Below are 15,488 nucleotides of genomic sequence, written 5' to 3'. Positions count from 1 at the left end.
CACTCTTTGGAAAGAATAGAATTCGATGACCACGTTTAATTGCCCAACCATTGGACGAGCGGATGTTGATTCCATGCCCTCCAATATGGAATCGCTCCCAGACCGTTGATCGCGATGGACAGCACGGCCAGTCCCCATCCTAAACGACTAGAAATTGTTCGAAAACTCCAGTCGAAGTCGACCAGCGGTATCAGGAAGAGAGGGACCACCGGGAGAATCAGACGTGGCCCGTAGCAATATCCTCCGTCCCAAACTTCCCAGGAAGCCATGACGGCAAAGTAGCTGACAAACCCTATTAAGAGGACTCGCTCGCGTTCGTCATTTCGTTCAAGAAACTCAGGCCATTTCGTAGCTGCAAGCAATGAGATCGGTGCGAACATCAGCAACCCGTGTGTCGGAGAGCAAACGAGTTCACTGGCTCCCACCCAAAACTTCCCCCATCTCCATGCTTGCGGGCTGCGGAGAATTGATCCAAACATGTACTGATTCAACCAAAGCACCAGCGCGACTCCCACCATGAGCGGAATGCAGATCCGAAGACACGATGACCATTTCTTCTATCGTATCGATGCTGCCATCAGGACGATTCCGAGCAAGGCAAACGGAGGATTCATCAAAGTGCCGAGTCCGATGAACGTTCCGCTCCAGAATCCGCTCGAGTTGTTCACCATTGCCGAAAAGGCAGCGACAGTAAACGCGAGAAGCCAGATCTCGGAAAACATCGCACGGCTGTAATGCCAGATCGGAGTCCCCAGAAAGATGAGTGATACGATCACTGCACACGTCCACGTTGAAGTTTGGAACGTCTGAAGCAATGACATCATGCTGCTCATCGCCCAGAGTGTTGCGATCCACGACAGATAGACCGCTGCCGATTCAAGCAGGACGGGATCAGAGATTCCGAAAGTTAAAGCTGCCAGAAATAATGGATAGCCCGCCGGGTGAGTTGAGTATTCGGGATGGTGCCCGTTCTGGTCACGTGGATTCGCTTTCGGAGTTGGAACGTGGTGCCCATTTTCATCGAGGTCCCAAGGCTCGTCCCAGCCAAGATAGATGTCATTCCATCGAGTCATCACCCCGTCATCGAACCAGATTGTGTGATGATCCAGGGAACTCCCACTCATCCGGGACCCCGCGTTCATCCCACCTTGATGCACGTTCTGATAGTTGTTTTGAAGGTTGAGATCGCCGTCGAAAAGTAGGCTGTAAAGAACGATGTAATAGTGCGGTTCATCACCTGAATAAACCTTCGGCAGACCGATGACGGTTTGATCGTCGGGGACTTCCGGATAGCTGCATAGCTGCGGAATGAACAACAGGACTGCCGTCGTCGCAAGTAACAATCGACTCATGACTCTCTGATTCATTCGTGCGACTCGGACAAACATTCTTGAGGATACTCACCGGAGTGATTGTCGGAATGAGATCGAGATCTGCGTCCGACGATCAGCAATCCAATAGTCATGCACACGCTTAGGCCAGTGATTACAATTCCGAAGTAGAAACTCGGGGGATCGTAACGGAATCTGAGGCGATGCCGACCTGCTGGAAAAGTGCACATTCGAAATACTTCATGCAGGGCTTCAATCTCGATAGGTTGACCGTCAACGCTGCATTTCCAACCCGGAAACCGCGTATCCGCAAGGCCAACGACACCCGGTTCCGGAAGATCAACATCGATGAGCAACTCGCGCGAGTTCTCTGAGAGAATCTCGTAGCGGAAATCGGGATCCTGTTTCCAATCGAGAGGACTCACTTCACACAATGGAATGTCTGCCAGATGGCGGAGTTGTTGCGGAAGAAATCGAACGCGCGGTATCGATGTCTCTCTTTTAATCCAAACCCCTTCCTGAGTGTAAACAGCACGACTACTGATCAAATCGAGCACGTTTTCCGGGCATTCTTTGATTGCTTCATGAACCTTCTGGACATGGCTTGGGAAGATCCCTCCTTCATTGGTCCCGACCATGGGAAACCGGTTCAGGACAGCCACCGGTAGCATGCGTGAGTATCTCAGCTGAAGCAAAATGTCGTTCGTGTTTAATGATCGGTCAATGAATCGATAAGAACGATACGAGCCAGTTTGTAGCTCTTTTGTATTAAGTGGAAGCTCAAGCTGTACGAGTCGAAACTGGCTGGCATTCATTAGCCACAGGTCGATTGTGATCACAGCCAGGAATAAGAACTGCCAATGAAAGCGGAGTGTTGTTGATGGAGTATTCCTCATCGATCGCAAGTGCATCAGTACCCAGATTGAAGAGACACTAACCGCTGTCGCTTTGAGAACTGCGTTCTGGAAGACCTCTGATCGATTCCACCAAGACTGAATTTCGTCGCCGAAGCCGGACTCAAAGTCATTGAGGATGTGCCAGGCGAGGATGTTTCCGGTGAGGAGCAGCACAGCCCACCCTGCGAGAACACAGGGGTTAATAGATCGCTTGTGTGACCTCTTCCTCGACTGTTCTCCGTCAATTCTAGCTTGAGCACTTAAGCGATCATCCGAGCACATCCACCCATCGAGACCTCGTGCAGCCAGTATTGGGGCAAGAATGCTTGCCAGCGAAAGAACTCGTCCCGGGCAACGAAAGAGAATGAGCGGAGAGATAGCCTTGTTGAAAGCCGCGAAAACGTATGAGTCGTTGCCAAGGGAGTAGAGCATTAGCAACAGGATGGAGAATCCCGCAACGACTTCCCACGCTCGAACGGACTTTCGAATCAGAGCAATTCCGCACAGGACCAGAGTGATGATTCCAAGATACTGGTACTCTTCGTGATAGAGTTCGAAGAAATTGGAAGTCGGTTCATCATCGAACGGGTTCCCTTTAAAATTGGGAATCACAAGGCGGATGAAATCACTGGGTTGGAGTGCAAAATTGTTTGCATAGGCGCTCTTTCCTCGATCCGAATGAGACATCCCTTCGAGAATTAATTCCATTGCCGGAATGTATTGGACAGCTGCGAGCGATATCGACAGAAGCAATGCCACCGAAGCCCAGATAAGAAAACTCTTCTTATGCAGCGAAGCTGATCCCCAGAAGAAAGAGATCATCGCCCAGAGACTTCCTAAGAGTCCCGCATAACACGCGATTTGTGGGTGCCCGGAAATTAAAACGAGACCTCCGGCAACTGCGGTCAGACCGGCCGTCCACGGTCCCGGACGACGGGTCAGGTTCACGACACTCCATAGGAGCCATGGAAGTCTTGTCCAAGCGGTGAACATGGTGATGTGACCAACCATCAAATGTGCGATCGGGAAACCGCTCAGGGTCATTGCCAGCGCTGAGAAACTACTCGCAAACCGACTTACGCCAAGTGTTCTTGTCAGGAAGTATTGACCACAGAAACCAAGAACCGCATGAAACACAATTGAGAGCCGTAACCCGTAGCTGGCATCGACAGCCAGCACCCAGGGAGTGACGAGTGGATCTGTTAAACCCGCTTGCATATTTGCATGAAGTGGCATTCCACATCCGAGTTCCGGAATCCAAAGAGGAAACCTGCCGGAGAGAATTTCGTCGCGGGCAAACTCGCGAAGAGGCAGTTGGGCTGTGGTGTAGTCGCTATAGTAGGTTTGCGGGATGACGCGATCGCTGGGAACAAGGAAGAAACTGTACGGAATCAGCGCAGCGATGAAGCTGACCCAAAAAAGATTTCGGTCACTTCGAGAGAACGGTTCGCATTCTGAAACCTGGCTCAAGATGACTTTCTGTCGACTGTTGTTACGTGTTTCATTCGCAGCACGTTCTACTCTTCGAGTTGTGGATTCAAAAGCGAATTGATGAATGTCAACTAACTAAGAGGCTATCCGGAAACTGAGGTTTTGTGAAAGTCTGGTTTTGTTCACACTTTGCGGTTCATCAACGCAAAGGAGTGCACGGTGTCCGAGGCGATTCGAAAAGCGTACCCAAGTGACCTGACTGACCTTCAGTGGGAGATGATCGAAATGATTCCAATCCACTCGACCCACTGCACTCGAGAATAACCCACACGCGACAAGACACCATCCCCCAGGAATTCCAAAACCAGAAACCCCAAAGAATACAACCCAAGTCAACATGCACTCCAAACGGCGCTTACCGTAGATCAGGCAGATTCCGCCAGGAGTCAACGCATTGTTGACTTGCTCCAGGACATGCTCGAGGTTAATCAGATGGTGCAGTATCGAGTGGCAGAGAATAAAATCGTAGTGATTCTCGGGCAGGTTGACGAAGTTCAAGTCACCGACGATTGCACCAACGCGATCGTCTCGATGAATCGTGGCTCTGACATGTTCAGGATTGAGCTCGATTGAGTCGAACGATTCGGTGAATCCGTTATTGATCATGTATCGTTCAACTTGACCGACTCCCGATCCGAGGCTGAGACACTTTTCCCGTGGTCCGAACTCTTTGATAATGGGCAGGGTCCAGTCAGCGAAATCGGAGGCGGGAGTTTCCGCACCAAGGACGCGAGCTTTGTATGAAGTGACGACAGGATGACTGAGCGGGTACGTGCCCAGCTCAGATTCTTCATAGTGGGAGAGAAGCTCGGCTTTTAGAGCGTCTCTGTAGATCCCGGTCGCAGCTTGTTCTGGGTAGATTCTGTAATTCGGCATTGCCCGCTTCCTTCGCGTTGCTAAGAGCTAAGGTGAATCGTGTTGACTATGGAAACTTCTGGCTGTCATTTTCGTGAGGTGACAGTCCAATACCCGTGAGTTTCAGTGACGCGATCAAATGTCTTGTCAGATTGATGAGACAGACATCGGTCGCGTTGTGCCAACGAATTAGAGGACCCATTTCGTTACGACTGAGAATCACAACAAGCCTTCAGCTTGACGCAAACCTCCATCGAAACAGTCGTGTGCAGGGCACGATTGCAACAGTTTGAAATTCCGCGAGACAGAGAATAATCGCGTTCAATTCAACGCAAGACTCAATTAAGAAACTCGAGAGCGCGATCTCCCGTAACCCGTGATGAACCCGTAACCCGTTTTGAACCTGTAACCCGTTTTGAACCTGTGGCCCGTGATACTGTGAAAAACAATAAACACGACAGGCGCATAAGTCAGGATTAATCGATCGGTTGAGCGAATACAAGATGAATTGATGAGAACACATGAAAATTGATCGCTGGCCACGCTCTTGGATCGTGGTTCTATGTGGGTTTGGGTGAAATGTAAGGGCAGGCAGGGCATGGAAATTCAGCGATTAATGGCTGGTCCAAAAGTGACGGTGGTTGTGGATGTCGGATCAAGTCTTTCCGTGTCATAAATGCGTCGTCGAGGAGCCAGGATGCATCGACGGTGTTCGGCCAATTCTGTGCTGTGAGTGGATTTCGTCGAGGGTCTTCTGGCATACTCGATGTTTGATTCTTTCCATCCGTCAGATCTCAGTAAGCGGAATCGCAATGGTCTCATTGTTTGTGTTTCTTGTTTCTTTGTCGATTCTTGTTTCTACGGGGGTTGGTGATGACTGGCCGCAGTGGGGAGGTCCGCAGCGTGATGCTGTGTGGCGAGAGTCGGGGATTGTCGAGTCGCTGCCGGCGGGATTGCTTCCACGTGTCTGGTCGACGCCCATTGAGGAAGGGTATTCGGGTCCGGCGGTTGCAGATGGACGCGTTTTCGTTACCGATCGAATCCATGGGGCTGGGACGAACGGAACGGAGCGGATTCTGGCTCTGGACGCAGAGACAGGAGAGATGCTCTGGAAGCACGAGTATCCGTGTCTGTACGACATCAGCTATCCGGCTGGACCGCGAGCGACTCCAGTTGTCGATGGGGATCGAGTTTACACAATCGGGGCTGTCGGGAATTTTTTGTGTTTGAATGTCAGCACTGGCGACGTGATTTGGAGTCGGGATTTTCAGAAGGACTTCGGAGTCAGGTTGCCAACGTGGGGGATGGCAGCGAGTCCTCTTGTCGATGGAGATCAACTGATCACTCTGGTCGGGGCGAAGGATGGTCTGGTGATCAGTTTCAATAAGTACTCCGGTGAGGTGATCTGGAGAGCACTGGATGATCCGGCTATTGGTTACAGCCCGCCAGTGATTCACGACTTCAATGGGCATCGACTTTTAATTCAATGGCACCCGAAGGCGATTAGTGCTCTTCGTCCCGAAACAGGAGAAGTCGTCTGGGAGGTTCCGTTCGCTGTGCGTTCCGGGTTAACTGCTCCGATGGCGCGCCAGCACGGGCAAAGAGTCTTTGTTACAGCGTTTTATAATGGGCCGTTGATGATCGAAGTCGCTGAAGATGGCTCGAATGCCAAGGTGCTTTGGCGAGGTGAAAGCGACAGCGAGATTAAGACTGACAAGCTGCATTCGATTATCTCGACACCATGGTTTGAGGATGATTTGATTTTTGGAGTCGACAGCTATGGTCAGCTTCGCGGGTTAGATGCTGGGACTGGTGAGAGGCTGTGGGAGACACGTGAGGCGACAGGCGACGGGCGGTGGTGGAACGCGTTTCTGATCCCGCATGAAGATCGTTTCTTTATTCACAACGAGCAGGGCGAATTGATTGTCGCTTCTCTCGGAGCCGACGGGTACACCGAGCACTCGAGAGCGCTGCTGGTCGAACCGACGCGAAAAGTGCAGCGGCGAATGACGATCTGGTCTCATCCTGCGTTCGCGATGAAAAGTGTCTTCGCTCGAAACGACAAAGAGATCGTGCGCGTGGATTTGAGTCGCTGATTCAGTCCGAGTTGCTTGATGCGAGTCTGTGGAGCGTCCGCTCATAGAGCAAGGTGCTCTTTCCTGTGCACTCGCTTGCAATGTTTCATAAGTTAAAAGGCTGTGCTTGCTCGTGCGAGATCGTGCACACAAAATCAGAAAATGTTCTAAGCGATGATGTCGTTGACGACTGAGCCATGGACGTCGGTCAGTCGGAAGTCGCGGCCCGAGTAGCGGTAGGTGAGCTTTTCGTGGTCGAGGCCCAGGAGATGGAGGATTGTGGCGTGGAGGTCGTGGACGTGAACGCGGTTCTCGACGGCATCCATCCCGACTTCGTCTGTCTTTCCGTAAGTGAATCCGCCTTTCACTCCGCCGCCAGCGAGCAACGTTGTGAATGCTGTGTGATGATGGTCGCGACCTGCTTTTTCGAGGTCTTCTTTTTTATCCATTTGCGAGTAGGGCGTGCGGCCGAATTCGCCCGTCCAGACGACGAGTGTGTCTTCGAGTAACCCACGCACTTTTAGATCGGCGAGCAGGGCGGCGGTGGCTTTGTCGCTGTCCGCACAAAGTTCGCGGTGCTTCTGATTATTTCTTGTATGTGTATCCCAGGGTTGTTTGCCGTTTTTAGTGACGTAGTAAACCTGGGTAAATCGGACGCCTCGTTCACAGAGTCGTCTTGCAAGTAAACAGCTTTGTCCGAACGGAGTTTCTCCATACATGCGGCGAGTTTCTTCGGACTCAAGACTGATGTCGAAAGCTTGAGAAGCTTCGCTTTGCATTTGATAGGCGAGTTCCATCGCCTGGATATGTTCATTTAAGACCGCTTCGTTTTGTCTCTGCTGTGCGTGGCGACGATTTAATTCGAGAAGCAGATCGAGTTGCGTTCGCTGTTCTTTTCGAGTTAAGGAAGGGTGTTGAATGTTGGCGATGAGTTTTTCGACATCGAGGTTGTTCGTGTCGACGGCGACTCCTTGATGTTCCCCGGGGAGAAACGAACTCGACCAGAGTTGCGGACCGACAACAGGTCTGCCGGGACAGAGAGCAACGAACGACGGCAGGTTCTGGTTTTCGCTGCCTAATCCGTACGACATCCACGAGCCGAGGCAGGGGCGGATTGGCTGGAGATTTCCGCAATGCATCATAAGGAGTCCCGGTTCGTGATTGGGGACATCCGTGTGCATGGAGCGGATGACGCAGAGGTCATCAGCACATTGCGCCATGTGCGGGAAGAGTTCGCTCATAACGACGCCGTTTTTGCCGTGCGCCGCAAATTTGAATGGGGACGGCATGAATCCGCTTCCCTTCGATGGCTTGTAGAGCTTACCGGAGGGTTGTTGGCCAGCGTGTTTTTCCAGCGCGGGTTTGGGGTCGAATGTGTCGACGTGAGACGGGGCCCCGTTCATAAACAGAAAGATGACACGTTTCGCTTTCGGCAGAACGTCAAGCTGTGAAACGGTTCCGGCTGAGGCTGTTCCGAGGCTTCCGGATTGCTGCAAAGCTCCAATCAGACCGACCGAGCCAAACCCTGTCGCGGACTTCTTAAGCATCTCACGTCGCGATACAGGCTGAGTGAATGAATCGAACATGGGTGTCTTCTCGATGAGTGATGTCAGTCGATGATCAGAAATTCGTTTGATGCCAGCAACACCTGCGCGAATTGTGTCCAGTCTGCGGTGGCCAGGAACTTCTGCGCGAGGTCTTTTTCGTCGGGCTCTGGTTTCCGATGGAAGAGGATCTGGTAAGCCAGGTCAATTTGCTCTTCTTCAGTCTCTGCGCTGTTGAGAATTCGCTGTTGAAACTTGTCCGCTTGAGCAACCATAAACGGGCTGTTGAGGACGAACAGTTTCTGGAGCGGGGTTGTTGTTTCGACTCGTCGGGCGGAGTGCGCGTTTGGATCGGGGAAGTCGAACATCGCCAACAGCGGATTGAGTTCGAAGCGGCTTCGAACGCTGTAAACGGTGCGTCGCAATTCCTCGAGCGAATCGGGTTCCATCGACGGACCACCAATGGCGCTTTCGAGTTGACCGGTTGCTGAAAGAACCGCATCGCGCCATTGCTCGACGGTCATTCGCTGCCGGTTCATCCTCCAAAGATTGATGTTCGCTTCATCCGCAGCCATCGCTTTCTCGTTGAGATCGCTGGAGCGCTGGTAAGCGTTCGAGGTGACAATTTCATTGTGCAGCCACTTCAGCGACCAGCCGTTTTCCATGAATCGGAACGCGAGGTCATCCAACAGTTGGGGATGAGAAGGGGATGTCCCCAGATGACCAAAGTTGCTCGGCGTCGAAACAAGCGGGGCTCCGAAATAGGCAGCCCAAATACGATTGACGATCACACGGGCTGTCAGCGGGTTGTCGAGAGAGGCGATCTGATCGGCCAGTTCCAGTCGTCCACTTCCCTGTGTGTAGGGTTGTGGTGTTCCTTCGGAGAGAACTTGCAGATATCGTCGGGGAACAATCTCTCCTTTCGTGTTGATGTCGCCGCGAATCAAGACATTCAGGTCGTGAACGTTTTTGTCCCGGATGATGTGGAGGGCTTGTTCGGGGTCTTCTGCATGGCCATCTTTTTTGACTTCGGCCGCCTCGTCGATTGGTCGGTTCCACATTTCTGTACTGGCGAACACACCGGCCAGCGCGTAGTAATCTTCGGTTGGAATCGGATCGAATTTGTGGTCGTGACACCGGGCACACGCGACGGTCAGTCCCAACAGGCCACGGCTGACGACATCGACGCGGTCTTCCCATTCGTCCGCCATGACTTCCGGAGAAGATCGACGGTAATACTTCGGTCCGAGTCCAATAAATCCGAGGGCGGCATCATCGCTGACATCTTCCGGAGTGAGAAGATCTGCAGCGAGTTGTAGTTTGATGAATTGATCATACGGCAGATCGAGGTTGAACGCCTGAATGACCCAGTCTCGATAGCGGTACGCATTCGGAAAGAAGAGTGCTTTATTGTTGCCGACGATGTGTGCCTGGTCTTCGGCGTATCTTGAGATATCGAGCCAGAGAGTCGCCCAGTGCTCTCCGAATCGGGGAGAGTTGAGCAATTTATTGACAGTTGTTCTGAGTGCCTGATTACGATCAACTTTGGCGAGTTCGAAGAATTCCTGCGATTCCTCAATCGTCGGCGGTAAGCCAATCAAGTCAAAGTAAAGCCGCCTGAGGAGTGTTTTGTCGTCGGCGGGTCTGTTGGGTTGGATGTCTTCTTCGGCCAGTCTTTTGTCGACGAAGTAGTCAATCCGGTTTTCGGTTTCGTCAGGAACGGTCGTCTGTTGTGGTGATTGAAATGACCAGTGTTGGCGGGCTTCCTCCCAATCAATTTCTGCGGCTTTGCGTGCGACGATGGGATCGACTGTCTCGTCGCGCGGGTCGGGAGCACCCATCGCGATCCATTTCTCGAAATGGGCGATGGTTTCCGGAGGAAGCTTTGACTTGGGAGGCATCTCGAAGGATTCGTAGTTGATCGCTTCGACAAGGAGGCTCTCGTCAGTTTTCCCCGGGACAACTGCCGGGCCCGAATCTCCTCCGCGTCGAATTCCATTGCGCGTGTCAACAGTCAGGCCGCCCTTCGCTTCGCTGTATTCTTGCGAATGGCATCGGTAGCAGTGCTCAATCAGGGCGGGCCGGATTTTGCTTTCGAAAAATTCGACCTTTTCGTCTGCGAGCAAATTGCCTGAAGAGACAAGCGAGAGAGTGGCAACTGCTGTCAGGAGAAGCGAGCAGAAACGATTGAGAGGCGTTTTACAGGTGAGAAGCATCGGAAGGCTCACCGCAGGAGGATTGGGGTAAACGGGGGATACAAGGCGGGCGATGCATCAACGATACGTGATTTATGGTCGATTGTCGATTGGAAGCATTGCGAGCCGAGAGGAAATTCCCTGATCAAGGCTGTTAGATTCGTTGCGATCCGGTCATCAGTTGAGCCAACAAAGAAAGGAGAGCAGGTTGAATACGGAACTCATTCCGGAATCGCTAAGATGAACTGAAAGCAATGACATCGCGTTCATCAGAGCGAATTCCTCACCTCAGAGTAGACTTCAGTCGTTCGATACTGACTTTCGGAAACACTATGGCTTTCGACGCAAAACAACTCCTCGACGGTTCTCATCCCGATCTTTTCAGCCTGACAACACATGGCCCAGGTCCAAAAGGGGAACTTCCACTCAATGATCAAATGCTGCTTGATTTGCCGAGTGGGGACCTGTTCGGGATGACGCAAAATGCCGGGATGGGTTGGGACCCGAACCAGCTGCTTCGTGATCAGGTTCTCATCTTGAGTACAATGGGGGGAATCCGGGCTGAGGACGGTCGTCCGATCGCGTTGGGGTATCACACCGGTCACTGGGAAGTTGGTCTGTTGATGCGGGAAGCTGCGGAAGAACTGAGCCGCAACGAGTGTCTTCCGTTCGCAGCGTATGTCTCCGACCCGTGTGATGGTCGTTCACAAGGAACGACTGCGATGATGGACAGCCTCGCTTATCGCAACGATGCAGCTGTCGTGATGAAACGGCTCATTCGATCGCTTCCCACTCGCAAGGGCGTGATTGGTGTCGCCACGTGTGATAAGGGACTTCCAGCTGCGATGATGGCGATTGCTGCCCAGCATCATCTGCCATGTGTCATCGTTCCCGGCGGAGTGACATTGCCTCCCACGGAAGGAGAAGATGCTGGCAAGGTTCAAACGATTGGAGCCCGGTTCGCGCATGGAGAGATTGATCTTCGCACCGCAGCGGAGATGGGTTGCAAAGCATGTGGATCAGCTGGGGGAGGATGCCAGTTCCTCGGAACCGCTGCGACGTCTCAGGTTGTCTCCGAAGCGTTGGGGTTGTCTCTTCCGCACACTGCACTCGCGCCGAGTGGACAACCCGTTTGGGTCGACGCAGCGACGCGATCGGCCCAAGCACTGGTCAACATGATCGCGGAGGGAAAGACCGTCAAAGATATTCTGACTCCCGATGCTCTGCACAACGCGATGGTCGTTCACGCAGCATTTGGAGGCTCGACCAATTTGTTGCTGCACATTCCGGCAATCGCATTCGAAGGGGGGCTCGAACGCCCGGTTGTTTCCGATTGGAATCGCATTAATCGGCAGACGCCGCGACTTGTCGATGTTCTTCCAAACGGACCCGTCGGTCATCCGACCGTTCGAGTCTTTCTGGCGGGCGGTGTTCCCGAAGTCATGTTGCATCTGCGGGAACTTAACCTTCTCAAGCTGGATGTCATGACGCCCGCGGGCATCACATTGAGAGAAGTCCTCGAGTGGTGGGAATCTTCCGATCGACGAACACAGTTTCGCAACATGCTGATGGAGAAAGACGGAGTCAATCCGGACGATGTCATCCTTTCTCCCGAAGCAGCCAGGCAGCGGGGAATGACGAGTACGGTCACGTTTCCGGTCGGAAACATTGCTCCTGAAGGATCAGTAATCAAGAGCACAGCCATCGATTCGAGTGTTGTCGATTCGGACGGAGTTTATCGAAAACTCGGCCCGGCGAAGGTCTTTACCTCAGAACGGGAAGCAATCCGGGCTGTGAAAGGGCAAGGCGACCGCAAAGTCGAAGCGGGCGATGTCCTGGTCCTGATGTGCCGTGGACCTTTGGGGTCTGGGATGGAAGAGACCTATCAAATTACTTCCGCCCTCAAGTTCCTTCCATGGGGGAAACATGTGGCAGTGGTCACGGATGCTCGCTTTTCCGGAGTCTCAACCGGCGCCTGCATTGGCCACGTCGGCCCCGAAGCACTGGCAGGTGGACCGATCGCCAAGCTTCAGGATGGTGACCTCATCGAAATCGTGATCGATTGCGGAGAGCTAACCGGCACAATCAACTTCGTCGGAACGGAAGACGAACGCGTCGATCCTCAGGCCGGTGCAAAGATCCTGGCTGAGCGCCCTGTGACAAATCCACTGCACGCCGATCCAGACCTGCCGGACGAAACGCGCATGTGGGCTCTTCTGCAACAAGCCAGCGGAGGAACCTGGGGCGGCTGCGTCTACGACGTGAACGCCATCGAAAACGCTTTGCTGGGATCAACGCGTTAACCGACTCGATAATCTGTTTGAGAAGAATATCTCACCAGGAGACGATTCGTAGCGAAGTCTATCGTTCTACTTGCTTTCAAGGTCGAACAGGATTTGGCGCATGTAGTCGATGCTCTCTTGGGTGATCTTTTCTGCGCCGGGGGAGTAGTCGAAGACTTCGACGGAGACCCAGCCGTCGTATCCTGATTCGAGCAGTGCTTCGAAAATCGGGTGGTAGTCCGTTTCTCCCATTCCTGGGCCGAGCAGGTTGCTGTCGTTGACGTGAAAGTGTCGTGTGATTGCCCGGTGTTTGTGAATCAGTTCGGGGAGGGGCGTTCCTTCTCCCAGCATCGCTTTCACATCTTGGTGCAGGGCAAAGTTGGGATGATCGACAGCTGCGATCAGTTCGGCAGCTTGATCACAGGTGTTGATGAAATCGGTCTCTTTCGTTGTCAGAGGTTCCATCAGAAGGTGAACGCCCCGATCTGCAATTCGTGGCATTGCCGATTTGAAGACGTCGACAGCGCGGTCGAATGCCTGCGGTGAGTCTGTTCCTTCTTCGAGATTCCGTTGAAACGGTGAGCCGAAGACCATCACCTTTCCGTCGAGATCGCCGCACAAGTCGCCGAGTTCGATGAGATAGTCGCTCGTCGCTTTGCGGACATCGGAATCGGCTGTCGTCAGGTGGAGGCCCTCTGTTTTCGCGAGAAGCCAGTGCAGCCCGATGATCTCGAGTCCGTTGTCTGCTGCGACGCGAACCAGTTCCTGGCGTTGATCTGAAGTGATTTCCTGAACATTCGAGCCCAACGTGAAAGGAGCGACTTCCATTCCGGTATAACCGACAGAAGCTGCAAACTCACACTGTTTCTTCCAACTCCAGCCTTCGAACAACTCTTGGCAAATGGCAAACTTCATGAACCAATTCTCTCTTTAGCGATTGGTGGTCTTTGGGAAGGTAGTAAAGGGGTAACAACCTTGAGGGGGTTGCCGGATTCCTGAGGCGATAGTTCCACATCATGTGTCGACCGAGTGATCGAGTGTCAAGCGTGCGGGTTCTACCGGTCGATCCATTCTGACACATCCTGACGTTGATTCCCAACGTAGTGAGAACAACGCATTCACGTGTCGTTGCGGTTGCACAAGGTTAGTGGTCGCGAAGACCTGCGAGAGTGGGGAAGACGTTCCGATTGCGTGAAGTGCGGGAGATGGATGCGCCGAAACCCTGACTAGTGGTCGCTGTTGGAGCGTCCAGAGAGTTGGGGTTAGTTGAAGAGGACCGGAGTCATGAGACACAACTTATGGGTGCCGCTACTTGCTGCCTGCATGGCAATGGCAAGTGCTGCTGAAACAGAAGCTGGGCTGTTCTGCGGAAGTGGTCGCTTCCGTTGTTGCCCGTTGGACACATGCGGAACGATGGGCGACTACTGCAATGCACGCGTGAATTGCGGGCCATCGTACAAGACTGTCCGCGAAACAATCATGTGTACGGAAACGTACAACGAATGCGTGACTGTTTACGACACCTGCGTTGAAAAGACACCTGTGACGTGTCAGCGAGTTGTCTACGACACTCACTACCGTGACGAGTGCTACACAGTCCGCAAGCCTGTTTACAAGACTTGCTACCGGACTCAGTGCTACACCGTGCGGGTTCCTCAGTACAAGACTTGCTACCGCTGCGTGACGCAGACGATTCGCAAGCCTGTCTACAAAACCTGCTATCGAACCGTCAGCTACTGCCGACCTGTCTACAAGACATGCTACCGCAATCAGTGCTACACGGTTCGGATTCCTCAATACAAAACTTGCTACCGCAATGTTTGTGTTCGAAGCTGCAAAGTTGACTACAAGACTTGCTACCGCGATATCTGCCAGACAGTGTTCCGACCTGTGACCACGACGAAATGTGTTCCTGTTCAGTGCGGTGAGTGGAAAACAGTCACCGAAACTGTTCCCGGGGAATGCTACGAGAAGTGCGTTCAGGACCCAGGCACTTTCTGCTACGACGAAAATTCATGCTGCTGCGTTTACAAGCCAGGTCAAACTCGACGCGTGATGGTCCAAGATCCACCACGAACGATTTGCCGAAAAGTCTGGTGCCCAAAAACTGTGAACAAAACAGTGACATGCACCCGCATGGTTCCAGAAGTCAAGACCTGCAAAGTTCCTTACACTGTCTGTGTTCGAACTCCAGTTTGCGAAACCAAGCAAGTTCCTTACACAACTTGCACCTACCGCTGCGAAACTCGCACTCGACAGGTTCCTTACACAACATGCTGCATGGTTCGCGAATGCAAGCAGGTTCCTTACACCACCTGCACCTACACCTGTGAAAAAGTTTGCCGTAAGGTTCCTTACACCACCTGCACCTACCGATGTGAAACACGAACCAAAAAGGTTCCTTACACGACTTGCTCATACGTTTGTGAAACACGCACACGAAAAGTTCCTTACTGTGTTCCACGAACAGTTTGCGAAACTCGCTATGTCACAAACGTGAAGCGAATTCCACGACAGGTCAGCGTGACCAAGACTCGCTGTGTTCCAAAGACTGTCTGCCGACAGGTTCCTGTCTGCAACGATCCTTGTGACGCTTGCGATGTTGCCGGACCAGCTTGTGCCGCTCCTTGCGACACTTGCGACAGCGTCCACTAAGTGAGTTTGACGTTCTCTCAGCGTCAGGAGGGAGAAGTTCTCGCACTGACCCCAAGAGAAGCTGAAAAACGCTGAGAGAAGCCAGATAGATCGGTTGCCTTCGGGTGACCGATCTTTTTTTATTGAAAATTTTCCGTGATCGCGGAGGAAGTGGATCTGTTTGG

10 protein-coding genes are annotated in these 15,488 nt (G+C 52.7%); 3 read left to right on the top strand and 7 right to left on the bottom strand.

Annotated features, from left to right (window positions below; genetic code table 11):
• Positions 1-35: 35 nt before the first annotated feature.
• The 4 genes from KOR42_RS11615 to KOR42_RS11600 all read right to left on the bottom strand — a co-directional run bounded on the left by KOR42_RS11615 (position 36) and on the right by KOR42_RS11600 (position 4,594).
• Entirely contained in the window at positions 36-479 is a 444-nt protein-coding gene (locus KOR42_RS11615; RefSeq protein WP_146509844.1) for a hypothetical protein, read from the bottom strand.
• A 78-nt stretch (positions 480-557) separates the two neighbouring features.
• Positions 558-1,352: a hypothetical protein gene (locus KOR42_RS11610; RefSeq protein ID WP_146509843.1), complete on the bottom strand. Its 795-nt coding sequence runs from the start codon at positions 1,350-1,352 to the stop codon at positions 558-560.
• An 11-nt stretch (positions 1,353-1,363) separates the two neighbouring features.
• Positions 1,364-3,697 carry a YfhO family protein gene (locus KOR42_RS11605; protein WP_146509842.1) on the bottom strand — a complete coding sequence of 778 codons (2,334 nt, stop codon included), beginning with the start codon at positions 3,695-3,697 and terminating at the stop codon, positions 1,364-1,366.
• A 96-nt stretch (positions 3,698-3,793) separates the two neighbouring features.
• Positions 3,794-4,594: a class I SAM-dependent methyltransferase gene (locus KOR42_RS11600; RefSeq protein WP_146509841.1), complete on the bottom strand. Its 801-nt coding sequence runs from the start codon at positions 4,592-4,594 to the stop codon at positions 3,794-3,796.
• Between the two features lie 791 nt (positions 4,595-5,385).
• Here KOR42_RS11600 and KOR42_RS11595 point away from each other — a divergent pair.
• Positions 5,386-6,669: an outer membrane protein assembly factor BamB family protein gene (locus KOR42_RS11595; protein WP_146509840.1), complete on the top strand. Its 1,284-nt coding sequence runs from the start codon at positions 5,386-5,388 to the stop codon at positions 6,667-6,669.
• Positions 6,670-6,815: 146 nt separating this feature from the next.
• On the opposite strand, the gene KOR42_RS11590 is transcribed toward KOR42_RS11595, so the two are convergent.
• The gene (locus KOR42_RS11590; protein ID WP_197441076.1) at positions 6,816-8,234 is read right to left on the bottom strand and encodes a DUF1501 domain-containing protein; all 1,419 of its coding nucleotides are present in this window, start codon (positions 8,232-8,234) and stop codon (positions 6,816-6,818) included.
• A 23-nt stretch (positions 8,235-8,257) separates the two neighbouring features.
• On the bottom strand, positions 8,258-10,408 hold the full coding sequence (locus KOR42_RS11585; RefSeq protein ID WP_146509839.1) for a PSD1 and planctomycete cytochrome C domain-containing protein: 2,151 nt from the start codon (positions 10,406-10,408) through the stop codon (positions 8,258-8,260).
• A gap of 311 nt (positions 10,409-10,719) precedes the next feature.
• Here KOR42_RS11585 and KOR42_RS11580 point away from each other — a divergent pair, with 311 nt between their 5' ends.
• Positions 10,720-12,690: a YjhG/YagF family D-xylonate dehydratase gene (locus KOR42_RS11580; protein WP_146509838.1), complete on the top strand. Its 1,971-nt coding sequence runs from the start codon at positions 10,720-10,722 to the stop codon at positions 12,688-12,690.
• 66 nt (positions 12,691-12,756) lie between these two features.
• Here the strand turns inward: KOR42_RS11580 and KOR42_RS11575 are convergent, their stop codons facing one another.
• The gene (locus tag KOR42_RS11575; RefSeq protein WP_146509837.1) at positions 12,757-13,584 is read right to left on the bottom strand and encodes a sugar phosphate isomerase/epimerase family protein; all 828 of its coding nucleotides are present in this window, start codon (positions 13,582-13,584) and stop codon (positions 12,757-12,759) included.
• A gap of 369 nt (positions 13,585-13,953) precedes the next feature.
• On the opposite strand from KOR42_RS11575, the gene KOR42_RS11570 reads away from it, so the two are divergent.
• Positions 13,954-15,324: a hypothetical protein gene (locus KOR42_RS11570; protein WP_146509836.1), complete on the top strand. Its 1,371-nt coding sequence runs from the start codon at positions 13,954-13,956 to the stop codon at positions 15,322-15,324.
• Positions 15,325-15,488: the final 164 nt, after the last annotated feature.

The organism is Thalassoglobus neptunius (assembly GCF_007859735.1).
In the GTDB taxonomy this organism is placed as follows: Bacteria; Planctomycetota; Planctomycetia; order Planctomycetales; family Planctomycetaceae; genus Thalassoglobus; species Thalassoglobus neptunius.
This window is presented reverse-complemented; position numbering and strand designations above follow the sequence as displayed.

What these genes read in the sequence shown, in the direction of transcription:
- KOR42_RS11610 (WP_146509843.1), bottom strand. Translation starts at nt 1,352, where the DNA reads ATGAGTCGATTGTTACTTGCGACGACGGCAGTCCTGTTGTTCATTCCG.
- KOR42_RS11590 (WP_197441076.1), bottom strand. Translation starts at nt 8,234, where the DNA reads ATGTTCGATTCATTCACTCAGCCTGTATCGCGACGTGAGATGCTTAAG.
- KOR42_RS11570 (WP_146509836.1), top strand. Translation starts at nt 13,954, where the DNA reads ATGAGACACAACTTATGGGTGCCGCTACTTGCTGCCTGCATGGCAATG.
- KOR42_RS11580 (WP_146509838.1), top strand. Translation starts at nt 10,720, where the DNA reads ATGGCTTTCGACGCAAAACAACTCCTCGACGGTTCTCATCCCGATCTT.
- KOR42_RS11600 (WP_146509841.1), bottom strand. Translation starts at nt 4,594, where the DNA reads ATGCCGAATTACAGAATCTACCCAGAACAAGCTGCGACCGGGATCTAC.
- KOR42_RS11615 (WP_146509844.1), bottom strand. Translation starts at nt 479, where the DNA reads ATGTTTGGATCAATTCTCCGCAGCCCGCAAGCATGGAGATGGGGGAAG.
- KOR42_RS11585 (WP_146509839.1), bottom strand. Translation starts at nt 10,408, where the DNA reads ATGCTTCTCACCTGTAAAACGCCTCTCAATCGTTTCTGCTCGCTTCTC.
- KOR42_RS11595 (WP_146509840.1), top strand. Translation starts at nt 5,386, where the DNA reads ATGGTCTCATTGTTTGTGTTTCTTGTTTCTTTGTCGATTCTTGTTTCT.
- KOR42_RS11575 (WP_146509837.1), bottom strand. Translation starts at nt 13,584, where the DNA reads ATGAAGTTTGCCATTTGCCAAGAGTTGTTCGAAGGCTGGAGTTGGAAG.